Raw genomic sequence first — 22,208 nt, 5'->3', positions numbered from 1 at the left:
CCTATTCTGAAACGCCCGTTTCGTCCCTACCGATAAGCCTCCACCGGCACACATGCGCAGAACAAGTTCCTGTCCCCATACACATTGTCGACCCGGTTCACCGCTGGCCAATACTTGTGCTGGCGTACGTGTGCGCTGGGGGCGATGCCTTGCTCCAGGCTGTACGGCCTGTTCCACGGTGCCAACACGTCAGCCAAGGTATGCGGCGCATGCTTGAGCGGGTTGTCTTCAGCCGGCCAGTTGCCTTCCTGTACCTGAGCGATTTCTGCACGGATCGCCAGCATCGCTTCGACGAAACGGTCCAGCTCGGCTTTCGACTCACTCTCGGTCGGCTCGACCATCAGCGTACCCGGTACCGGGAATGACATGGTAGGGGCATGGAAGCCGTAGTCCATCAAACGCTTGGCCACGTCTTCCTCGCTGATGCCGGTCTGCGCCTTGAGCGGCCGCAGATCGAGAATGCACTCGTGGGCCACGCGCTGGTTACGCCCGCGGTAAAGCACCGGGAAAGCCCCGCCAAGTTGGCTGGCCAGGTAATTGGCCGAGAGGATCGCCACCTCACTGGCATCGGCCAGTTGCGGGCCCATCATGGCGATATACATCCAGCTGATCGGCAGAATGCTCGCGCTGCCCCAAGGCGCGGCACTGACCGCGCTGTTGTTCGGGTCCAAACCCGGCACCGGTACCACCGGGTGGCTGGCGACAAAGGGCTTGAGGTGGGCGCGGATACCGATCGGGCCCATGCCGGGGCCGCCGCCCCCGTGGGGGATGCAGAAGGTCTTGTGCAGGTTCATGTGCGACACATCGGCGCCGATGTCGGCTGGGCGCGTCAGGCCGACCTGGGCATTGAGGTTGGCGCCGTCCATGTACACCTGGCCACCGTGCTGGTGCACCACGTCGCAGATTTCACGAATACCCTCTTCATACACCCCGTGGGTCGAGGGGTAGGTGACCATCAGGCACGACAACCGATCCCCGGCCGCTTGCGCTTTGGCCTTGAGGTCCGTGAGGTCGACGTTGCCGTCGTCGTCGCAATCGACGATCACCACCTCCATGCCGGCCATCTGCGCCGAGGCCGGGTTGGTGCCGTGGGCCGAGGACGGAATCAGGCACAAGGTACGCTGAGGCTGGTGGCGGCTGCGGTGGTAGCGGGTGATGGCCATGAGGCCGGCGTATTCGCCCTGCGCGCCGGAGTTGGGCTGCATGCAGATGGCGTCGAAGCCGGTGATGGCACATAACCAGCTTTCCAGCTCGTCGATCATCGCCTTGTAGCCCACTGCCTGGGCAGCAGGGGCGAACGGGTGCAACTGGGCGAAGGCTGGCCAGGTGATGGGGATCATCTCGCTGGTGGCGTTGAGTTTCATGGTGCAGGAGCCCAGCGGGATCATTGACTGGTTCAGCGCCAGGTCCTTGTTTTCCAGCTGCTTGAGGTAGCGCAGCATCTCGGTTTCGCTGTGGTGCAGGTTGAAGACCGGGTGCGCAAGGATCGGCGTGCGCCGCACCAGCCCCGCCGGGATGCCTTCTGGCAGCGCCAACTGGTCGAGCGCGGCAATGTCCAGGCCGTGATCGACGCCGAGGAAAATATCCAACAGGCGCAATACGGTCTGCTCGTTGCAGGTTTCGTCCAGGCTCACGCCCAGGTGCCCGCGCCCGAGGATGCGCAGGTTGATACGCGCGTGCTCGGCACTTTCGATGATCGCCGCCTGCGCGCCGCCCACCTCCAGCGTCAAGGTGTCGAAGAAATGCTGGTTGAGCCGCTTGATGCCCTTGGCCTCCAGGCCGGCCGCCAGAATGAAGGTCAGCCGGTGCACCCGCTGGGCGATGCGCTGCAAGCCTTCTGGGCCATGGTAGACGGCGTAGAAGCCGGCGATGTTGGCCAGCAGCACCTGGGCCGTGCAGATGTTGGAGTTGGCCTTCTCGCGGCGGATGTGCTGCTCGCGGGTCTGCAGGGCCATGCGCAGCGCGGTGTTGCCCCGGGCATCGCGCGACACACCGATGATGCGCCCCGGCATGGCCCGCTTGAAGTCGTCGCGGCAGGCGAAATAGGCGGCATGAGGGCCGCCATAGCCCATCGGGACGCCAAAGCGCTGGGTCGATCCCAACACCACATCGGCGCCCAGCTCACCGGGTGGCGCCAGCACCACCAGGCTGAGCAGGTCGGCGGCGACGCAGGCCAAGGCATGCTGGCTGTGCAGATGATCGATCAGCGGGCGCAGGTCGCGTACCTCGCCGTGGGTGTCCGGGTACTGCAGCAAGGCGCCGAATACCGCGTGCTTGGCCAGGTTATCCACAGAATCGACGATCAGGTCGAAGCCAAACCCTTCGGCGCGGGTTTTCAGCACCGAGAGGGTTTGCGGGTGGCAGTGCTCGTCGGCGAAAAACGCGTTGCTCTTGTTGCGTGCCACGCGCTTGGCCAGGGCCATGGCCTCGGCAGCGGCGGTGGCCTCGTCGAGTAGCGAGGCGTTGGCCAGGGTGAGGCCGGTGAGGTCGATGACCATCTGCTGGAAATTCAACAACGCTTCCAGCCGGCCTTGGGCGATTTCGGGTTGGTAAGGCGTGTAGGCGGTGTACCAGCCAGGGTTTTCCAGCACGTTACGCAGGATGACGGTCGGCGTGACGGTGCCGTGGTAGCCCATGCCGATGAGGCTGGTCCAGACCTGGTTCTGTTCGGCATAACCGGCGAGCTTGGCCAATGCGGCCTGTTCGTCCAGCGCCGGCGGCAGGTCGAGGGGGCGATCGAGGCGGATCCCCGGCGGGACCGTCTGCTCGATCAGCTCGCTGCGGCTGGCAACACCCAACGCGCTGAGCATGGCCTGCTGCTCCGAGGCATCGGGGCCCAGGTGGCGACGCAGGAAAGGGTTGAGCTCTTGCAGTTGATGCAGGGACGGCGACTGGGACATGACGACGCTCTCTTCCTAGACCAGGCCTCATGGAGACTTATAAGTCTAGGAAGGATTGCCGATTGTGCGGGGAAACTTGCTTGCAGGCCCGGCCTCATCGCGGGTAAACCCGCTCCTACAGGGGTATCAGCTGCCGTGCAGTACCTGTGGGAGCGGCTTTAGCCGCGAAGAAGGCGACGCGGTATTACTCGCCGATAGCAGCCTGATAACCCGCAGCATCCAGCAGCTTGTCCAGCTCAGCCTTGTCGCTTGGCTTCAGCTTGAAGATCCAGGCACCGTAAGGCTCTTCGTTGAGCAGCTCTGGGCTGTCGGCCAGTGCTTCGTTGACCGCGATCACTTCGCCACCGATCGGGGCGTAGATGTCGGAAGCAGCCTTGACCGACTCGACCACGCCAGCCGCGTCGCCTTGGGCGAACACCTTGCCGACTTCCACCAGTTCGACGAACACGACGTCACCCAGGGCTTCCTGTGCGTGGTCGCTGATGCCAACGGTCACTGTGCCGTCGCTTTCCAGGCGTGCCCACTCGTGGCTTTCGGCAAAACGCAGTTCGGCGGGGATATTGCTCATGTCTTGAATTCCTCGATTGGCTCAGCGGTCGGCCCGCCGGTTAAAAATTATTCAAATCAGGATTTTGCCGTGGCGCACGAAGGTCGGTTTGACCACCCGCACCGGGTACCACTTGCCGCGAATCTCGACCTCGGCGCGGTCGCCGGTGGCCATGGGTAAACGCGCCAGGGCAATAGACTTGCTCAGCGTAGGAGAGAAACTACCACTGGTGATCTCCCCTTCGCCAATGCCGGCAACGCGAACCACCTGATGGGCACGCAAAACGCCGCGTTCTTCCAGCACCAGGCCAACCAGTTTTTCCTTCACACCTTGCTCGATTTCCGCCAGCAGGCCCGCGCGGCCGATGAACTCGCGTTCAGCCGGCTCCCAGGCGATGCTCCAGCCCAGGTTGGAGGTGAGTGGGGTATGGGTTTCGTCGATGTCCTGGCCATAAAGGTTCATGCCGGCTTCCAGGCGCAGGGTGTCACGGGCGCCCAGGCCACTGGGGGCGATGCCGGCGCCGACCAGGTCGTTGTAGAAAGTAACGGCCTCGTGGCCTGGCAGGATGATCTCAAGGCCGTCTTCACCGGTATAACCGGTGCGGGCAATGAACCAGTCGCCGTCGGCAATGCCTTCGAACGGGCGCAGCGCGCGAATCAGCGCGGCGCGCGAGGCGCTGAGCAAGGCGGCGACCTTGTCACGGGCCTGCGGGCCTTGGATGGCAAGAATGGCCAGGTCCGGGCGCACCTCGAAATCGACCGAGAACTCGCTCTGCTGGGCCTTGAGCCAAGCCAGCACCTTGGCGCGGGTAGCGGCGTTGGTGACCAGGCGGTAGCCGGCTTCGGTGCGATAGGCGATGAGGTCATCGATGACCCCGCCCTCTTCGTTGAGCAGTGGGCTATACAGCGCCTTGCCGACACTGTCGAGGCGGGCAACATCGTTGGCCAGCAAATGCTGCAACCAAGCGGTAGCATCACGGCCACTGATGTCGATCACGGTCATATGGGAAACATCGAAGACCCCGCAGTCACTGCGCACCTGATGGTGCTCCTCGACTTGCGAGCCATAGTGCAGGGGCATGTCCCAACCGCCAAAATCGACCGTCTTGGCGCCGAGCGCCAGGTGCAGGTCATACAAAAGCGTGCGCTGTCCCATGGGTTTCTCCTTCCGGGCGTGGCGAAGCGGCGGCGGTCGATGACGTTTGGTCGTCAGCTCTTCTTGTAGGACCCGCCGCGCGAGTGCCGCGCATTGTAGCCGCATGGGCGCGGGCTGGCATCCTTACTGTCAGTGACCGGGGCGCCGAGCTGAGCGGCGAATCAGCCCGATGACCGGCAGCAGGCCCACCAGCACCAGGGTCAGGGCAGGCAGCGAGGCACGCGCCCACTCGCCCTCGCTGGTCATCTCGAACACCCGTACCGCCAAGGTGTCCCAGCCGAACGGGCGCATCAGCAAGGTGGCCGGCATTTCCTTCAACACATCGACGAATACCAGCAGGGCAGCACTCAGTGCACCGGGCACCAGCAACGGCAGATACACCTTGAAAAACAATGCCACGCCGCCGACGCCCAAGCTGCGCGAGGCCTCCGGCAACGAGGGCCGGATACGCTCCAGGCTGCTTTCCAGCGGCCCGTAGGCCACGGCGATGAAGCGCACCAGGTAGGCCAGCAGCAAGGCCGCAAGGCTGCCCAGCAGCAAGGGTTTGCCAGCGCCGCCCAGCCACGTCGAAATCGGCACCACCAGCCGGTTATCGAGGTAACTGAAGGCCAGCATGATCGACACGGCCAGCACCGAGCCTGGCAAGGCATAACCAAGGTTGGCCAGGCCGACCCCGGCGCGGATACCGCCGGTCGGCGCCTGGCGCCGGGCGAAGGCCAGCAGCAGCGCCACGCTCACCGTGATCAATGCGGCCATGCCACCCAGGTACAAGGTGTGCAGCACCAGGCCGACATAACGCTCGTCCAGGTCATGCCGCCCGCGCTGCCAGCACCACACCAGCAGTTGCAGCAGCGGTATGACGAAGGCACAGGCGAACACCAGCAGGCACCAGCCGCTGGCCAGCAGCGCCTTGGCCCCACGCAGGTGATAGAGCGCCTTGCCGCGCGCGCGCTCATTACCCGTGCGGCTCGCGCCGCGGGCACGGCGCTCGCCGTACAGCACCAGCATCACTGCCAACAGCAGCAGGCTGGCCAACTGGGCCGCGCTGGACAGGCTGAAGAAGCCGTACCAGGTCTTGTAGATGGCGGTGGTGAAGGTGTCGAAATTGAACACGGCCACCGCACCGAAGTCGGCCAGGGTTTCCATCAATGCCAGGGCGATACCGGCACCGATCGCCGGCCGCGCCATGGGCAGTGCGACGCGCCAGAACGCCTGCAGCGGTGACAGCCCCAGTACCCGGGCCGCCTCCATCAGCCCCCTGCCCTGCGCCAGGAAGGCTGTGCGCGCCAGCAGGTAGACATAGGGGTAGAACACCAGCACGAGCACGATGATCACCCCGCCCGTGGAGCGCACGCGCGGCAGGCGCATCGGCCCGAACACTTCGCGCAGGGCGCTTTGCACCGGGCCGGCAAAATCCAGCAGGCCGACAAAAACGAACGCCAGCACGTAGGCGGGGATGGCGAACGGCAGCATCAGCGCCCAGTCCAGCCAGCGCCGGCCAGGGAATTCGCAGAGGCTGGTGAGCCAGGCCAGACTGACCCCCAATACGGTCACGCCGATGCCTACGCCTACTACCAGAGTCAGGGTGTTGCCGAGCAGGCGGCTCATCTGGGTGTCGAGCAGGTGTGACCAGATCTGCAGGTCGATCGACTGCCATGACAGCAGCAGGACGCTCAGGGGCAACAGCACCAAGGCGGCGACCAGGGCGACCGGGAGGTACCAGCGACGTTGGGGGGTGTGGGGCAAGTTCAGAACTCTCGGTTGCGATTGCGACCGCTGCGCGGTCGTTCGCGGGCAAGCCCGCCCCCACAGGGTTTACACACGCTTCAGTGGAAAACCTGTGGGAGCGGGCTTGCCCGCGAAAGGGCCCTTGCAGGCCCCGGAAGGATAACTTAGTTCCAGCCAGCCCGATCCATCAAGCGAATCGCTTCGGCCTGGCGCTTGCCAGCGATTTCGACCGGAATGCTGTCAGCCTTGAAGCTGCCCCAGGCGGCTACCTCGTCCGATGGCTTGACCTTCGGGTTGGCCGGGAACTCCTGGTTGATGTCGGCGAACAGCTTCTGCGCGTCCTCACCCGTCATCCATTCCACCAGCTTTTTCGCAGCCTCAGGGTGCGGTGCATGCTTGGTCAGGCCAATACCCGACAGGTTGACGTGCACACCGCGGTCACCTTGGTTGGGCCAGAAGATCTTGACCGGCAACGTGGGGTTTTGTTTGTGCAGGCGCCCGTAGTAGTAAGTGTTGACCACGCCCACGTCGCACTGGCCAGCTTCGATGGCCTGGATCACGGCGTTGTCATCGGAGAACACGTCGGTGGACAGGTTATTCACCCAACCTTTGACGATGGCTTCGGTTTTCGCCTCGCCGTGGTTCTCGATCAAGGTGGCGGTCAGCGACTGGTTGTAGACCTTCTTCGCAGTGCGCAGGCACAGACGCCCTTCCCACTGCTTGTCGGCCAGGGCTTCGTAGGTGCTCAACTGCTCCGGTTTGACCCGGTCGGTGGAGTAGATGATGGTGCGCGCGCGCAGGCTCAGGCCGGTCCAGTCATGGGACGAGGCCCGGTATTGCGGCGGGATGTTCTGGTCGATGATGTCCGATTTGATCGGTTGCAGGATGCCCATCTGCTCGGCCTGCCAGAGGTTGCCGGCATCGACGGTCAGCAGCAGGTCGGCCACACCGTTCTCGCCCTCGGCCTTGATGCGTTGCATCAGCGGGGCTTCCTTGTCGGTGATGAACTTGACCTTGACCCCGGTCTTGGCGGTATAGGCGTCGAACACCGGCTTGATCAGCTCATCGATGCGCGAGGAGTACACCACCACTTCTTCCGCTGCCTGGGCAGTGCCGCCGAACAACGTCAGGGCCAGGGCGGCCAGTAGGGGCTTGCGTGGCAACATGAAATGCACTCCTCGGATCGTATGAGAGGCGCAAATGGTAGTGAATCCCATTTTGTCCCTCACCCTCGGAGCCGTTACCGGATGTTGCAGCCCCTGCCCGGGCCTCCTGTAGGAGCAGCCTTGTGCTGCGAAGAAGCCACAACGGTGCTCGTCATACCGGCCCTTTCGCAGCGCAAGGCTGCTCCTACAGAGGCCGTGCTAACGTCAGGGTTTGGCCAACTCCGGTAGGTCCCCAGTCAGCCCCAACGCTTGGCGCACGAACAATGCCTTGGCCTCCGGCATCTGCTCCACCAGCTTCAAGCCACTGTTACGCAACCAGCGCAACGGCAGCGGATTGGCCTGGAACAGCCGCTCGAACCCTTCCATGGCGGCCATCAGCCCCAAGTTGTGCGGCATGCGCCGGCGCTCATAGCGGCTCAGCACCTTTACATCCGCCAGCCGTTCGCCGCGCTCGCTGGCATTCACCAGCACCTCGGCCAGCACGGCGGCATCAAGGAACCCCAGGTTGACGCCCTGCCCGGCCAACGGGTGAATGGTGTGCGCGGCATCGCCGATCAACGCCAGGCCCTCAGCCACATAGCGCTTGGCATGGCGCTGACGCAGCGGCACGCACACGCGTGGGTCGGCCTGTAGCACCTCGCCCAGGCGCCCCTCGAAGGCCCGCTCCAGGGCCTTGAGGAAGGCCGGCTCGTCCAGCGCCATCAGTTGCTCGGCATGCTCTGGCGTGGTCGACCAGACGATCGAGCACCAGTCCTGCTGGCCCTCACGTGTCAGCGGCAGAAACGCCAGCGGGCCCTCGTCGGTAAAGCGCTGCCAGGCCGTAGCCTGGTGCCCCGCACTGCAACGTACGCTGGTGACGATGGCGTGGTGCAGGTAATCCCACTCACGGGTTTCGCAGCCGGTCAGGCGGCGTACCGCCGAGTTGGCGCCATCCGCCGCCACCACCAACGGCGCCCGCAGTTGGCGGCCGTCGGCCAGGGTCAGCAGCCACTCGTCACCGGAACGGCGCAGTTGCTCGAGCCGCGCGTTGGGCAACAGGCCGATGTCGCTGTCATGCAGACGCTCCAGCAAGCCATCCTGCACCACCCGGTTTTCGACGATGTGGCCGAGCACCTGGGCATGCACGCTGGCCGCCGAGAAGTGGATCTGGCCCGTACCGCTGCCATCCCAGACGTGCATGTCGGTATACGGCGTGGCCCGTCGCCGGGCGATGCCATCCCAGGCGCCTAGGCGCTCCAGAATGCGCTGGCTGGCCGCCGACAATGCACTGACGCGCGGCTCGAACGGCGCTTCGGTATCGAAGGGTTTTACCGACAGCGGGCTGCCGTCGAGCAGGAGAATGTCCAAGCCACTGTGGCGCAATGCCAGGGCCAGGGCGCTGCCGACCATTCCGGCACCGACAATCAACAGATCTGCGCGCATTTCCATGCCTTACGCCTGCCTCGCTTGCGGCTTGAGCCGCACGTATAGGGTTTTATCGACCCGCGCTACCAGTTCGCCGGCGCCGTCGCGGATGTCCACCTGCAGCCGCGGCAGGCACTTCTTGCCGGTGGCGGTCTGCTGGCGAATGTCGTCGAGCAGGGCGTCATCGAGGTGGAACTCGGCGTACACGGGGCCTTTGCCCGGCGAGATGAAATCGATGCTCGCCGCCTTGTCCCAGACGATGTACTCGCGCCCCAACTGCTCAATCAGCAGCAGCATGTAGAACGGGTCGACCATCGAGTAGAGGCTGCCGCCGAACTGGGTACCGACGTAGTTGCGGTTCCAGCGGGTGAGCTTCATGCGGACCTTGACGCTGCGCATGTCCGGGCTGATGTGCTGCACGCGGATACCGGCGCCCAGGTACGGCGGGTAAAGGTTCAGTAACCAGCGCAACATGCGGGCCCGGCGCGCCAGTCTGCGCGGATTGCTCATGCCTGGCCCCGCGGATCGGGGCGCGTACCCAAGCCCATGGCCTGGCGGGCAAACCAGCTTTTTGCCGGCGGCAGCAGGTCGAGCCCGAGCAGGCCAATGTTGCGCCCGGCAGCCAGCAACGGCTGGTTGCTGCCGAACAGGCGGGTGACCTGGTCGGAGAAGCCGATGGTCAGCGCCTGGTCCAGGCGCTGACGCTGATGATAGGCCCGCAAGGTGCCAAGGTCACCGGGGTGCTGCGGGCCCGCCAGCAGCGCGTGTGCAAGCACCTGGACGTCACGCAGCGACAGGTTGAAGCCCTGGCCGGCAATGGGGTGCAGGCTGTGCGCAGCGTTGCCCAGCACCACCAGGTGCGGGCGTACCTGCTCTTCGGCCTCGACCAGTGCCAGCGGGTACAGATGCCTTGCACCCACTTGGCGCAATGCCCCAAGACGATAGCCGAAGGCGTCCTGCAGCTCGCGCAGGAAGCTGCGTTCGTCGATTTCGGCCAGGCGCTGAGCGTCCATGCCCTGACGGGTCCAGACCAGCGCACAGCGGTTTTCCGGCAGTGGCAGCAGGGCCATCGGGCCGGTTTCGGTGAACCGCTCGAACGCCTGGCCGCGGTGGGCTTCGCCAGGCGTGATGTTGGCGATCAGGGCGCTTTGCTCATAGGGCGTGCGGCGCACATGAATACCCAGCTGCTCACGCAGGCCAGAGCGGCCGCCATCGGCCAGCACGGCCAAGTCGCATTCCAGGCTGGTGTCGTCATCCAGCTGCAGGCGATAACCGCCTTCGATGGCGTGCATCGCCCTCACTTCGGCGGGGCAACGCCAGCTCACCACCTCAGGGTCCAACCCCTGCCACAGGCACTGCCCGAGCCAGGCGTTTTCCACCACGAAACCCAGCGCTGGCACGCCTTCTTCGTGGGCATCGAGGCGCGTGGCACCGAACCGGCCACGGTCCGATACCTGAATCTGCAGGATAGGCTCGGCGCGCTGGCTGATGGCCTGCCACAGCCCCAACTGCTGGTAGATCTGTTGCGTGCCATACGACAACGCCGACGAGCGTGCATCGTAGCTGGGCTGGAAACTGTGGCCGGGTGCGAACGGCTCGATCAGCAGGATCTTCCAACCCCGCGCCTTGGCCCCGGCCTGCAGGGCCAACGCCAGGCTCGCGCCGACCAGGCCGCCCCCGATGATCGCCAAGTGGACCCGGTTCATGCCGCGTCCTTGCGCGCAGCCTGCATCAGCGCCTCGATCTCGGCGACTGTGCGGGGTACACCCGACGTCAGAATTTCACAGCCCTGCCTGGTCACTACCACGTCGTCCTCGATCCTTACGCCGATGCCGCGCCACTTCTTGGCCACCGCCTGGTTGTCGGCGGCGATGTAGATGCCCGGTTCGACGGTCAGCGCCATGCCGGGCTCCAGCACGCGCCACTGGCCGCCCACTTTGTATTCGCCCACATCGTGCACATCCATGCCCAGCCAGTGCCCGGCGCGGTGCATGTAGAACGCGCGGTAGGCTTCGCTTTCGATCAGCCCCTGCACATCGCCCTTGAGCAACCCCAGTTCCACCAGGCCCTCGGTGATGACCTGCACGGTCGCCTCGTGGGCGTGGTTCCAGTGCTTGCCGGGGGCGATTTCGGCGAAGGCTGCGGCCTGGGCCTTCAGCACCAGCTCGTAGATGGCCTTCTGCTCGGGCGAAAAACGCCCGCTGACCGGGAACGTACGGGTGATGTCGCTGGCATAGCAGTCGATTTCGCAGCCCGCGTCGATCAACACCAGGTCGCCGTCCTTGAGCGGGGCGTCATTCTGCTGATAGTGCAGGATGCAGCCATTGCGCCCGGCCGCGACGATCGAGCCATAGGCCGGCATTTTCGCGCCACCTTTGCGGAACTCGTAATCCAGCTCGGCTTCCAGGCTGTACTCATGCAGCCCGGCCCGGCAGGCCTGCATGGCACGCACGTGGGCACGGGCGGAAATGTCTGCGGCAACGCGCATCACCTTCACTTCTGCCGCCGATTTATACAGGCGCATGTCGTGCAGCAGATGATCCAGCGCAACGAACTCGTTCGGCGGCTGGGCACCCAGGCGCGCCTTGGAGCGGATCACGTTGATCCAGTCCATCAGCCGGCGATCGAATTCCGGGTTGCTGCCCATGGCGCTGTACACCCGCTCCCGGCCCTCGATCAGGCCCGGCAGGATCTCGTCGATGTCGGTGATCGGGAAGGCATCGTCGGCGCCAAAATCACGCACCGCACCTTCCTGGCCCGCGCGCAGCCCTTCCCACTGCTCGCGCTCAGGGTTGCGCTCGCGGCAGAACAACACGTACTCGCCATGTTCACGGCCCGGGATCAGCGCAATCACCGCCTCGGGCTCGGGAAAGCCGCTGAGGTACTGGAAATCGCTGTCCTGGCGGTACACGTGCTCGACGTCGCGGTTGCGAATGGCAACGGCGGCGGCGGGCAGGATGGCGATGCTGTTGGGGACCATCTGCGCCATCAGCGCCTTGCGCCGACGGGCATACTCGGCCTTGGGAATGTGGCTCATGGGCAGACTACCCCCGGTTGATCAGTGCAACGATGGCTTGGACGCAGGCGCGGCCGGCTTGGCCAGCTCGGAGAACAGCAGCAGCGGCGCGACGCGCAGGTATTCCATGACTTCCATGTAGTCGCTCTCGCCGTCTTCGGATTCTTCGAGGGCTTCTTGTACCTGGGAGATTGCCACCAGGTCCTGCAGCACGTCTTTGGCTTCGGTGGACAGGTCCTTGCCACCGGCGTTCAGGCCAAAGCCCGTGATGAAGCCTTGGCACCACTGGCCCAGCGCCGCAGCACGGTCAGCCAGCGCGGCATCATCGGTCGGCAGCAGCAGGACGATGGCCATGTCATCGCTGGTGAGCTCGCCCTTGACCATCTCTTGCAAGCCGATCAAGGCGTTGCGGACGGTGTCACCGGGTTCGTTTTCCAGCAGTTGGGCGGCGTCGGCCAGCCAGGCGTCGGCATCGAAGCCGGCACCGGCGCAGCTGCGCCCGACCAGCAAGCCGTGCAGCTCGGCAGGAGTGACAGGGTGGCCGTTGCTGGCAAGCAGCATGGCGAAGGCAATGTAGGGCGATTGGGTATTGGGCATGGGCAACTAGGCGCCAGACGGCGCAATGACTAGAATGGAGACCTTGTATCCTAGCACCGGCAGGCGCGCCAAGACCATCGGCACTGGCCGTCGCGGCCCGGGGAGAGGCATCATCGCCAGGTGACTCAACGACGGAGCGATTCGAGTGCAACCCACGCAAGAGAACGACCTGCAAGCGCTGATGAGCCGATTCGAGTTGCTGATCGAACGTGTCGAGCAACTAAAACGGCAAAATGCACTCCTAGTAGCTCAGGAAAAATCCTGGCGCGAAGAGCGCGCCCACCTCATCGAAAAGAACGAGATCGCAAGGCGCAAGGTCGAGTCGATGATTTTACGCCTCAAGGCTCTGGAGCAAGACTCATGAGTTCAAGCAATAGCGTCACCGTGCAGATCCTCGACAAGGAATACTCGATCATCTGCCCGCCGGAAGAGCGCAACAACCTGGTCAGCGCCGCGCGCTACCTGGACGGCAAGATGCGCGAGATCCGCAGCAGCGGCAAGGTGATCGGCGCCGACCGCATCGCGGTCATGGCTGCGTTGAACATTACCCACGAGATGCTGCACCGCCAGGAAGACCGTAGCGCTGCCCCGGTCGCTGGCACCAACCGCGAACAGGTGCGCGACCTGCTGGATCGGGTCGATAAGGCTTTGTCCGACGACACGGATACCAAAATCGGCTGAGATTGGTATACTGGCGCCACTCCCTGGGGGATGCGCCAGTCGGTTATGTCCCTGAGCCGATACGCACAACCACGGGGGTTGCACGCTGGGGCCGGTGTGCATGTCCGCTCGACGGAAAGCCTTAACGCCCCCTGCAATCTCCACCTTGAACTTTCGGGTTCAAGGGCTACACCGATAGCGGTCTTATCGGGGAGCCTTATTTTTTTGTCCGCCCTTGCTGCGGGCATACCCCTACCAGTCGCGACAACTGGGAACGCCTGTGCCATGACCGACACCGCGCCGCTCACCCGCCCCCAGCTTCGTCGCCTGCTCCGCAATGCCCGCCGCGCACTGACGCCTGCCCAGCAGCGCCAAGCCGCCCTTGGCCTATACCGCCAGCTGGCGCAAGACCCGCTGTTTCGCCGCGCCCGGCACATTGCCCTGTACTTGCCCAACGACGGCGAAATCGACCCCTACCTGCTATTGCGCGAAGCTCAGCGACGCGGCAAACGCACTTACCTGCCGGTGCTGCACGCCTGGCCGCGCACACGCATGGTGTTTCAGCGTTTCGAACAGGGTGAAAAACTCAAGCGCAACCGTTTCCGTATTCCAGAGCCACTGACCGACCGCAAACGCCAACGCCCGATCTGGGCCTTGGACCTGATCCTGCTGCCGCTGGTGGGTTTCGATGAAGTGGGTGGCCGCTTGGGCATGGGCGGTGGTTTCTATGACCGCAGCCTGGCCTACCAGGCGCGCCGCAAGACCTGGAAGAAACCTTTGCTATTGGGGCTGGCGCATGAATGCCAGAAGGTCGAGCGGCTGGCACAGGCCAGTTGGGATGTACCATTGCAAGGCACGGTCTCGGACCGCGATTGGTACCTGGCGCCGAACTGAGCGGCGCCAGCGGAGGGCATCAACGTTGCGGCTGGCTGGCGTCGACCGGCATTTGATAGGCGGTGTCCAGCTTGCGCTCCAGGAACCCCTGCGCATAACCAGTGGTGACCACACCCAGGCCAAAAATGAACACCAGGATCCACAGCAGATCCGGCTTTTTGCGTTGATTCATCGAAGATTGCCCCCCAGGCAAACTGTTTCGGCTTGGCGATTTTCTGAGTATCGCCAGAGCATCTCGCTTTAAACGGGGCGCATTTTCCGACAACCTGCGCCGACACGCAAACATTGGCGCCAACCGGCTGTCGGTTTCGTGCAACAGGTTATTTCAAACCTTTTCAGGAGCAGCATGCATGGCCTATTGGCTGATGAAATCCGAGCCCGACGAGCTCTCGATCGAAGCCCTTGGCCGGCTGGGCGAAGCGCGCTGGGACGGCGTGCGTAACTACCAGGCGCGCAACTTTTTGCGGGCCATGAGCGTGGGTGACGAGTTCTTCTTCTACCACTCCAGCTGCCCGCAACCGGGCATTGCTGGCATCGCCCGCATCACTGCGGCGGCCTACCCGGACCCGACCGCACTGGACCCAGAAAGCCACTATTACGACCCCAAGGCCACCGCCGAGAAGAACCCGTGGAGTGCGGTGGACGTGACCCATGTGAAAACCCTGCCCAAAGTGCTCGACCTTGGCCGGCTCAAACAACAGGCCGCGCTTGCCGAATTGCCGCTGGTGCAAAAAGGCAGCCGCCTGTCGGTGATGCCGGTTACCCCCGAACAATGGGCGGCCATTGTCGCGCTGAAGTGAAGGTGGGCTAGGATCAAGGGGTTTGACCGATATCAACACGCCATGGATAGCCGCACGCCACGATAGGGGCGTGCATTGAGCAGGATGCTGACTGATGAATCGATATGCCCCCAGGGTCTTCGCCACTGCGTTGATCGCCCTTCTGGCGACCGCGGCAGGGCTGGGTTACTGGAAGTCGCTGCATGACCAGCTGCCCGAAGGCCTGAGCATGGGCAACGGCCGTCTTGAGGCGACCGAAGTGCAAATTGCCACCAAGGTCCCCGGGCGTTTGGCTGAAGTGCGGGTCGACGAAGGCGACAAGGTGATCCGTGGCCAGCTGCTGGCGCGTATCGACACCCGCACAATGGAAGCCCAGCGCAACCAGGCCGAGGCCGAAGTGCTGCGCGCCCAGGAAAACTACGCGGCGGCCCAGGCCAGCGTGCAACTGCGCCAGAGTGAGCTGCTGCTCGCCGGGCAGGAACTCAAGCGCGTGCGCGAGATTTTCAAGCGCAACTATGCCAGCCAACAACTGCTCGACCAGCAGCAGGCCCGCTTCGACACCGCGAACGCGGCGGTGGTTGCGGCGCGCGCCCAGCTGGCAGCCGTCAAAGCCGCCATCGGCGCGGCCCAGGCCCAGGTCGCCCAGCTGACCAGCGAGATCGACGACAGCAGCCTGCGCGCGCCCATCGACGGCATCATCCAGCTGCGCCTGGCCGAGCCGGGTGAGGTGTTGGGCGCTGGCGGTCGCGTGCTGATGCTGATCGACCCGAGCGACCAGTACATGAACCTCTACCTCCCAGCCTCCACCAGCGGCCGCCTGACCGTTGGCGATCAGGCACGCATCGTCCTCGACGCGCTGCCCGATCAGGCGTTGCCGGCGAAGGTAGCGTTTGTCGCAGCCAAGGCGCAGTTCACCCCGAAACAGGTCGAAACCCGCGATGAGCGGCAGAAACTGGTGTTTCGCGTAAAACTGCGCCTGAGCGACCCAAGCGCCGTGCCGCAAGCCAAGCCGGGCATGCCGGGCGCTGGCTATGTGCGCACGGCTGACGTGGACTGGCCGGCCAACCTGCAATGAACGCGCCGGCATTGCTGGCCGAGGGCATCAGCCACCGTTATGGCGACCTGATCGCCTTGCAGACGCTGGGTTTCAGCCTGCCCAGCGGCACCCGCTGTGCACTGATCGGGCCTGACGGGGCCGGCAAATCGACCCTGCTCGGGCTGATCGCCGGCGTAAAACGCCTGCAGCAGGGCGAGTTGCAGGTGCTGGGCGGCTCGATCCGCCAACGACGCCACCGTGCTGCGCTGTACCCCAAGGTCGCGTTCATGCCCCAAGGGCTGGGCAACAACCTGTACCCCGAGCTGTCGATCAGCGAGAACATTCGTTTTTTCGCCACGCTGTTTGGCCTGGGCCGGCACGAATGCGAACAGCGCATGGCCAACCTGCTGCAGGCCACCGACCTGCATCGCTTCGCCGAGCGCCCGGCCGGCAAGCTGTCGGGCGGCATGAAGCAGAAGCTGGGCCTGTGCTGCGCGTTGATCCACGAACCTGACCTGCTGATCCTCGACGAACCCACAACCGGGGTCGACCCCCTGTCGCGGCGACGCTTCTGGGAACTGGTCGAGCAGGTACGCGCACAACGCCCGCAATTGACGCTGCTGGTGGCCACTGCCTATATGGAGGAAGCCGAGCAGTTCGAGCATTGCCTGATGCTCGATGGCGGCCGGCTGATTGCCGCGGGCCCCAGCCACACATTGGCGGGCGTCACGCCCAGCGGCAAACTGGACGATGCCTTCACCCATTTCCAAGGGGCAGGCAGTACGCAACCTGCGCCGTTGACTATCCCGCCACGCTCGGCAAATGACGGCCTGGTCGCCATCGAAGCGCATGACCTGACCCTGCGCTTTGGTGACTTCACCGCGGTCAACAAGGTCAGCTTCGCCATTGGTCGTGGGGAAATTTTTGGTTTTCTCGGCTCCAACGGCTGCGGCAAGACCAGCACCATGAAAGTGCTTACGGGCCTGGTACCCGCCAGCGAGGGCAGTGCCAGCCTGCTGGGCCGCCCGGTGGACGCCAGCGACCTGGCCACGCGCAAGCGGGTTGGTTTCATGTCGCAGAGTTTCTCGCTGTATGGCGAGCTCAGCACCCGTCAGAACCTCACGCTGCATGCGCGCCTGTTCGACCTGCCCAATGTCGACAGCGCGCAGCGCATCAGCGAACTGATCGAGCGCTTCGGCCTGCGCGACATCGCCGACCAACCGTCAGGCGCCCTGCCCCTCGGCCTGCGCCAGCGCCTGTCACTGGCGGTCGCGGTGCTGCACCGCCCTGAAGTGCTGATCCTCGACGAGCCGACTTCCGGCGTCGACCCTGCCGCCCGCGATGACTTCTGGCGACTGCTGGTGGAGTTGTCGCGCGAGCAGGGCGTGACCATTTTCCTCTCTACTCACTTCATGAACGAAGCCCAGCGCTGCGACCGCATTTCGTTCATGCACGCCGGGCGCGTGCTGGCCTGTGACACGCCTGATGCCCTGCAACGCCAATACGCCGGCGAAACCCTGGAAGACGCCTTCGTGCGCTGCCTGGAGCAAGCCCAGGAGGCCGTACCCCAGGCCCCGCAAAACACTGTGCTGGAGCAGCCTGCAGCGGCCACACCGCCGTTGCGCCAAGGTTTCAGCCTGCGCCGCCTGCTGGCGGTGGCCAGCCGGGAGGGCAAGGAGCTGCTGCGCGACAAGGTGCGCCTGGCCTTCGCCCTGCTCGGCGCCGTGTTCATGATGGTGATCTTTGGCTATGGCATCTCGCTGGATGTAGAGAACCTCGCCTTCGCCGTTCATGACCAAGACCAAAGCCCGCAAAGCCGGGCCTACCTCGAAGCGTTTCGCGGATCACGGTATTTCGCCGAGCAGGCGCCGATTCGCGATACCCGTGAGATGCACCAACGCCTGCAACGTTCCGAAATCAAACTGGCGCTGGAAATCCCACCCGGCTTTGGCCGCGACCTTTACGCCGGTCGCCAGCCGGTGGTGGCCGCCTGGCTCGACGGCGGCATGCCGTTTCGTGCGGAGACCAGCCGCAACTATGTCGAAGCAGTGCACCAGGCGAACCTCGAACAATTTGCCGCGGCCAGCCAGCAACCGGTGCAGCGCCAAGACCCGGTGCGCTTGGAAACACGCTTCCGCTACAACCAGGACGTGGTCAGCGTGAATGCCATCGGGCCCGGCGTCATGGCGCTGATCCTGGCGTTCATCCCGGCCATGCTCACCGCCCTGGGCATCGTCCGGGAAAAAGAACTTGGCTCCATCACCAACTTCTACGCCACGCCCCTCACCCGGCTGGAGTTTCTGCTCGGCAAACAGCTGCCCTACCTGGCCGTAAGCCTGGTCAACCTGGCGTTGCTGGTGGCGATGAACCGCTGGTTGTTTGCCGTACCGCTCAAGGGCAGCGTGCTGGCCCTGGCCTGCGGCGGCGTCGCCTACCTGCTGGCGACCACCAGCCTGGGCTTGCTGATCTCGGCCTTCACCCGCACCCAAATCGCGGCCATCCTGGGCACCATGATCATCACCAGCCTGCCGACCATCCAGTTCTCCGGTTTGATCGTGCCACGCTCGTCGCTCGATGGCGCCGCGGCAGTGATGGGCCAGCTGTTCCCGGCGGGTTACTTCCTGGACATCGCGGTCGGCACCTTCACCAAAGCGCTGGGCCTGCGCGAGCTGTGGCCGCAGTGCCTGATCCTGCTGAGCTTCTTCGCCGTGTTCACCGGCCTGAGCCTGGCCATGCTGAAGAAGCAGGAGGCCTGACATGTCGCGCCTGAACCACACCCTGCGCCTGGGCCTGAAAGAGCTGACCAGCCTGCGCCACGACAGCGTGCTGCTGCTGTTTTTGCTGTATGCCTTCAGCGTGGCGATCTACATGCCGGCGGCGGGCTCGGTGATCGGCGTGCACAACGCCAGCGTTGCCGTGGTGGACGAAGACCATAGCCAGCTCTCACGCAAGCTCACCGAGTCACTGCAACCACCCGAGTTTCAACCTGCCGTGCCCCTGCCCCCGGACCGCCTGGACCAGGCCATGGACAGCGGCCAGTACACCTTCGTGATCAATGTACCGGTGAACTTCCAGAGCGACCTGCTGGCCGGGCGCTCACCCGAGCTACAGATCAACGTCGACGCCACGGCCATGAGCCAGGCGTTCATGGGCGCCGGCTACATCGGCCGGATCTTCGAGCGTGAGCTGCTCGACTATGCCCAGCGCACCACAACCCAGAGCCCCGTGCTGATCAACCCCAAGGCACTGTTCAACCCCAACCTGGAGGGTGGCTGGTTTCTGGCCGTGATCCAGATCATCAACAACATCACCATCCTGGCGATCATCCTCACCGGCACGGCGCTGTTGCGCGAGCGTGAGCACGGCACCCTCGACCACTTGCTGGTGCTGCCGTTGACCGCCCTGGAAATCATGCTGGCGAAAATCGCCAGCAACGCGCTGGTGGTGGTGCTGTGTACCTGGGTTTCGCTCATCATGGTGGTCAAAGGCGCCCTGGGCGTGCCGCTGTCTGGCTCCATCGGACTGTTCCTGGCCGTGACCGCGCTGTACCTGTTCGCCAGTACCGCCTTGGGCATCTTCCTCGCCACCCTGGCGCGCTCGACGCCTCAATTCGGCCTGCTGGCGATCCCGGTCATCATCCCGATGCTGTTGCTGTCTGGCGGCAGCACCCCGCTGGACAGCATGCCGCAGTGGCTGCAGTGGGTCATGCAGGGCTCGCCGTCGACGCATTTCGTCAGCCTCGGCACCGCGATCCTGTTCCGCGACGCCGGCGTGGTCGTGGTATGGCCAGACATCCTGGCCCTGGCCGTGATCGGCCTGGTGTTCTTCAGCGTGGCGCTGGCGCGCTTTCGGCGGACGCTGGCGTCCTGAGAGAGTGTCGCTGGGGAATATGAGAACGACACAAAGACAAAGGGCGCCTTCCGGCGCCCTACTCACAGACAGGTCGGCTTGTCATCGCCATCTACCTGCCCGGCTCTGTGATTGCTGGTTAACCAGGATCCGCAGAGTCTTACAAGCCCCTTACGGGAACAGGATGGATTATCACGCATCAGGTGCTTTATTGACAACAGACTGCACTGTTGCTGGATGTGTGAAGCCCAGCGTGAAGCAAACGGCGGCCCTAACGGCGGCAAAATGCTCGGGCTGCATTGTAAAAGTCATATATTCCCGGCCACCTCCCTGCCGCGACTTGACGCGGCATCTGTCCAGCCTGGAGGTTGCAACCGTGTAGATCATGTCGCACTTGGCCCAGCATGTCAGATCACGGCCAGGCAAATAACTCGGCAGGACAACGTGATGCCTGGCCAAGTGATCAGGAGCAGTGGTGCTCAACGGGATTATCGTCACCAACTGGCGATTTTGACTGTGCTTGCGAAGAACGACGACGGGCCGCACCTTGATCATTTCAGGTGCTTGAAATCCTGAAAAATCGCACATCAGTACAGTCGCCTCATTCGGTTGGTACTTCAAAGGCATTGCCAATACTCTCGAGCAACTGAAGACGAGGCACAATTTAACGCGGCCATCGCATCAGAAACTGTAAATTGGCGGACGTACAAGGAAGACAGAAAGGTCCTACGACTAGGGTTAGTCTGAGCTCGTTTCAGACACAAATGACGAGGCCCTGCTGGAGGCCTGCGCCCTAATAGAAGCCGCTGTCGCCGGCTTGCCGGCGATGGGCCCCAAGGGTTTCAGGTCACTGCACGATCAGGTTGTTGAACAGCAGGTCTTCGACAATCGGCTTGCCCTCTTCCGCTTCCATCACCTGCTGCACCTGCTTCAAGGCTTCCTGGCGCAGTTGCTCCTTGGCGTCGACGTTGCTCATCTTGTCAACGGTCTGCTGGGTGAACAGCGCCACCAGCTGGTTACGGATCAGCGGCTCGTGGTGTTTCACGGCCTTGGCGGCTTCATCACCGGTCACGCGCAGGGCCACGTCGGCTTTATAGACACGCAGCTTGGGGCTGCCGTCGAGGGCATAGTTACCGACAAAGGGTGGGCTCAGGGTGATGTAGGCGACCTTGGGCGCCCCTTCCTTGGCTTCTTCGGCCACGGCCGCAACTGGCAGCATCAGGGCCAGCACCATCAAGATCCACGCTTTCACGAATTCGCTCCTCAATACAATTGGCGCCAGCTTACCCAGCACACCGCTCAAACCCAAGCCCTGGCTTATGCCGGCCCATCAGGGTAGGCCATGCTCGTTGACCCGGCAGGTGGCCCTCCTACACTTATCGGCCACTACCTGCAAAGGAATAGCCCCGATGAAAGCTGTGTTGTGCAAAACCTTGGGCCCGGCGCGCGACCTGGTACTGGAAGACGTCGCCAGCCCCGTGCCGAAAAAGAACGAGATCCTGCTGGATGTGCAGGCAGCAGGCGTCAACTTCCCCGATACCTTGATCATCGAAGGTAAATACCAGTTCCAGCCACCGCTGCCGTTTTCCCCAGGTGGCGAGGCGGCCGGTGTGGTGGCTGCGGTCGGCGAAAAGGCCGGTGCGTTCAAGGTGGGCGATCGGGTCATGGCCCTCACGGGGTGGGGTGCGTTCGCCGAACAGGTGGCGGTGCCCTTCTACAACGTGATGCCGATCCCCGAGCACATGGACTTCACCACCGCCGCCGCCTTCGGCATGACCTATGGCACCTCGATGCATGCACTCAAGCAGCGCGGTCACCTGCAGCCGGGTGAAACCCTGCTGGTGCTGGGGGCCTCAGGGGGTGTGGGCCTGGCGGCCGTGGAAATAGGCAAGGCCATGGGCGCCCGGGTGATCGCTGCAGCCAGCAGCGCCGAAAAACTGGCCGTGGCCAAGGCTGCCGGCGCCGATGAGCTGATCGACTACAGCCAGGCCAGCCTCAAGGACGAGATCAAGCGCCTGACCGGCGGCCAGGGCGTGGACGTGATCTACGACCCGGTGGGTGGCGAGCTGTTCGACCAGGCGGTAAGGGGCCTGGCCTGGAATGGCCGGCTGCTGGTGGTGGGGTTTGCCAGCGGGGCGATCCCACAGCTGGCGGCGAACCTGGTGCTGCTCAAGGGCGCAGCGGTCGTGGGGGTGTTTTGGGGGGCGTTTGCCCAGCGTCAGCCGGAGCAGAATGCAGCTAACTTCCGTCAGCTGTTTGCCTGGTATGGTGAAGGCAAGCTGAAGCCGCTGGTGTCGGAGACTTATCCACTGGCTGAGGCTGGGGCTGCCATTGAGAAGCTGGGGCAGCGGCAGGCTGTGGGTAAGTTGGTGGTGCTGACTAGCTAGCGTCTGGCTGCTTGGTTGCCTGCTCGGGCCTCTCGCGGGGCAAGCCCGCTCCCACAGATTATCCACTGCCCTTAAGTCGGCTCGGGTGCC

Annotated in this window: 21 protein-coding genes and 1 other RNA gene; 9 read left to right on the top strand and 13 right to left on the bottom strand. The window is 64.0% G+C overall.

Going from position 1 to position 22,208, the window contains the following annotated elements:
- Positions 1 to 26 precede the first annotated feature (26 nt).
- From gcvP to GIB19_RS25645, 10 genes are all read right to left on the bottom strand, one after another.
- A complete protein-coding gene (gcvP, locus tag GIB19_RS25690; protein ID WP_274888523.1) occupies positions 27 to 2,900 on the bottom strand; it encodes an aminomethyl-transferring glycine dehydrogenase in 2,874 nt (957 codons plus the stop codon).
- Positions 2,901 to 3,084: 184 nt separating this feature from the next.
- Positions 3,085 to 3,468 (bottom strand): glycine cleavage system protein GcvH, encoded by a 384-nt coding sequence (gene gcvH, locus GIB19_RS25685; protein WP_274888522.1) that lies wholly within the window; start codon positions 3,466 to 3,468, stop codon positions 3,085 to 3,087.
- 51 nt (positions 3,469 to 3,519) lie between these two features.
- Complete coding sequence (gene gcvT / locus GIB19_RS25680; RefSeq protein ID WP_265968698.1) at positions 3,520 to 4,602, bottom strand: glycine cleavage system aminomethyltransferase GcvT; 1,083 nt, start codon at positions 4,600 to 4,602, stop codon at positions 3,520 to 3,522.
- Between the two features lie 129 nt (positions 4,603 to 4,731).
- A complete protein-coding gene (locus GIB19_RS25675) occupies positions 4,732 to 6,348 on the bottom strand; it encodes an ABC transporter permease (protein WP_274888520.1) in 1,617 nt (538 codons plus the stop codon).
- 146 nt (positions 6,349 to 6,494) lie between these two features.
- The gene (locus GIB19_RS25670; protein WP_099455677.1) at positions 6,495 to 7,496 is read right to left on the bottom strand and encodes an extracellular solute-binding protein; all 1,002 of its coding nucleotides are present in this window, start codon (positions 7,494 to 7,496) and stop codon (positions 6,495 to 6,497) included.
- A gap of 204 nt (positions 7,497 to 7,700) precedes the next feature.
- On the bottom strand, positions 7,701 to 8,918 hold the full coding sequence (locus tag GIB19_RS25665) for a 2-octaprenyl-3-methyl-6-methoxy-1,4-benzoquinol hydroxylase (protein ID WP_274888534.1): 1,218 nt from the start codon (positions 8,916 to 8,918) through the stop codon (positions 7,701 to 7,703).
- Positions 8,919 to 8,927: 9 nt separating this feature from the next.
- A complete protein-coding gene (locus GIB19_RS25660; protein WP_027592237.1) occupies positions 8,928 to 9,410 on the bottom strand; it encodes a DUF4442 domain-containing protein in 483 nt (160 codons plus the stop codon).
- Complete coding sequence (gene ubiH / locus GIB19_RS25655; protein WP_265968692.1) at positions 9,407 to 10,606, bottom strand: 2-octaprenyl-6-methoxyphenyl hydroxylase; 1,200 nt, start codon at positions 10,604 to 10,606, stop codon at positions 9,407 to 9,409. Before ubiH ends, GIB19_RS25660 begins: the two co-directional genes overlap by 4 nt.
- Positions 10,603 to 11,937, bottom strand: a complete 1,335-nt coding sequence (pepP, locus tag GIB19_RS25650; RefSeq protein ID WP_027592235.1) for a Xaa-Pro aminopeptidase — start codon at positions 11,935 to 11,937, stop codon at positions 10,603 to 10,605. Before pepP ends, ubiH begins: the two co-directional genes overlap by 4 nt.
- A 21-nt stretch (positions 11,938 to 11,958) precedes the next feature.
- Complete coding sequence (locus tag GIB19_RS25645) at positions 11,959 to 12,513, bottom strand: YecA/YgfB family protein (protein ID WP_099430753.1); 555 nt, start codon at positions 12,511 to 12,513, stop codon at positions 11,959 to 11,961.
- 181 nt (positions 12,514 to 12,694) lie between these two features.
- On the opposite strand from GIB19_RS25645, the gene GIB19_RS25640 reads away from it, so the two are divergent.
- From GIB19_RS25640 to GIB19_RS25625, 4 genes are all read left to right on the top strand, one after another.
- Positions 12,695 to 12,877, top strand: coding sequence for a TIGR02449 family protein (locus GIB19_RS25640; protein WP_033693939.1), 183 nt, complete (start codon positions 12,695 to 12,697; stop codon positions 12,875 to 12,877).
- Positions 12,874 to 13,194, top strand: coding sequence for a cell division protein ZapA (locus GIB19_RS25635; RefSeq protein ID WP_027592233.1), 321 nt, complete (start codon positions 12,874 to 12,876; stop codon positions 13,192 to 13,194). The genes GIB19_RS25640 and GIB19_RS25635 overlap by 4 nt, the downstream gene beginning before the upstream one ends.
- Before the next feature lie 17 nt (positions 13,195 to 13,211).
- A non-coding RNA gene (gene ssrS, locus GIB19_RS25630) (6S RNA) lies at positions 13,212 to 13,391 on the top strand.
- A gap of 67 nt (positions 13,392 to 13,458) precedes the next feature.
- Positions 13,459 to 14,067 (top strand): 5-formyltetrahydrofolate cyclo-ligase, encoded by a 609-nt coding sequence (locus tag GIB19_RS25625; RefSeq protein WP_027592232.1) that lies wholly within the window; start codon positions 13,459 to 13,461, stop codon positions 14,065 to 14,067.
- Between the two features lie 19 nt (positions 14,068 to 14,086).
- On the opposite strand, the gene GIB19_RS25620 is transcribed toward GIB19_RS25625, so the two are convergent.
- Entirely contained in the window at positions 14,087 to 14,239 is a 153-nt protein-coding gene (locus GIB19_RS25620; RefSeq protein WP_172960392.1) for a hypothetical protein, read from the bottom strand.
- A gap of 178 nt (positions 14,240 to 14,417) precedes the next feature.
- On the opposite strand from GIB19_RS25620, the gene GIB19_RS25615 reads away from it, so the two are divergent.
- The 4 genes from GIB19_RS25615 (at position 14,418) to GIB19_RS25600 (ending at position 19,752) form a co-directional block, all read left to right on the top strand.
- Entirely contained in the window at positions 14,418 to 14,867 is a 450-nt protein-coding gene (locus GIB19_RS25615; protein ID WP_274888515.1) for an EVE domain-containing protein, read from the top strand.
- A gap of 94 nt (positions 14,868 to 14,961) precedes the next feature.
- Positions 14,962 to 15,921, top strand: coding sequence for an HlyD family secretion protein (locus GIB19_RS25610; RefSeq protein ID WP_274888514.1), 960 nt, complete (start codon positions 14,962 to 14,964; stop codon positions 15,919 to 15,921).
- A complete protein-coding gene (gene rbbA, locus GIB19_RS25605; protein ID WP_274888513.1) occupies positions 15,918 to 18,638 on the top strand; it encodes a ribosome-associated ATPase/putative transporter RbbA in 2,721 nt (906 codons plus the stop codon). Before GIB19_RS25610 ends, rbbA begins: the two co-directional genes overlap by 4 nt.
- Position 18,639: 1 nt before the next feature.
- A complete protein-coding gene (locus GIB19_RS25600; protein ID WP_274888512.1) occupies positions 18,640 to 19,752 on the top strand; it encodes an ABC transporter permease in 1,113 nt (370 codons plus the stop codon).
- Between the two features lie 171 nt (positions 19,753 to 19,923).
- Here GIB19_RS25600 and GIB19_RS25595 read toward each other — a convergent pair whose 3' ends face one another.
- Positions 19,924 to 20,358, bottom strand: a complete 435-nt coding sequence (locus GIB19_RS25595) for a type II toxin-antitoxin system PemK/MazF family toxin (RefSeq protein WP_274888511.1) — start codon at positions 20,356 to 20,358, stop codon at positions 19,924 to 19,926.
- Between the two features lie 220 nt (positions 20,359 to 20,578).
- Positions 20,579 to 20,983 (bottom strand): flagellar basal body-associated protein FliL, encoded by a 405-nt coding sequence (locus tag GIB19_RS25590; RefSeq protein ID WP_027592226.1) that lies wholly within the window; start codon positions 20,981 to 20,983, stop codon positions 20,579 to 20,581.
- Positions 20,984 to 21,140: 157 nt separating this feature from the next.
- Between GIB19_RS25590 and GIB19_RS25585 the strand changes: the two genes are divergently transcribed.
- On the top strand, positions 21,141 to 22,118 hold the full coding sequence (locus GIB19_RS25585) for an NADPH:quinone oxidoreductase family protein (RefSeq protein WP_274888510.1): 978 nt from the start codon (positions 21,141 to 21,143) through the stop codon (positions 22,116 to 22,118).
- Positions 22,119 to 22,208: the final 90 nt, after the last annotated feature.

This window comes from Pseudomonas sp. ITEM 17296, assembly GCF_028895205.1.
GTDB lineage: Bacteria > Pseudomonadota > Gammaproteobacteria > Pseudomonadales > Pseudomonadaceae > Aquipseudomonas > Aquipseudomonas kermanshahensis.
The sequence above is the reverse complement of the archived record's forward strand: the minus strand, read 5'-3'. Positions and strand labels throughout refer to the sequence as shown.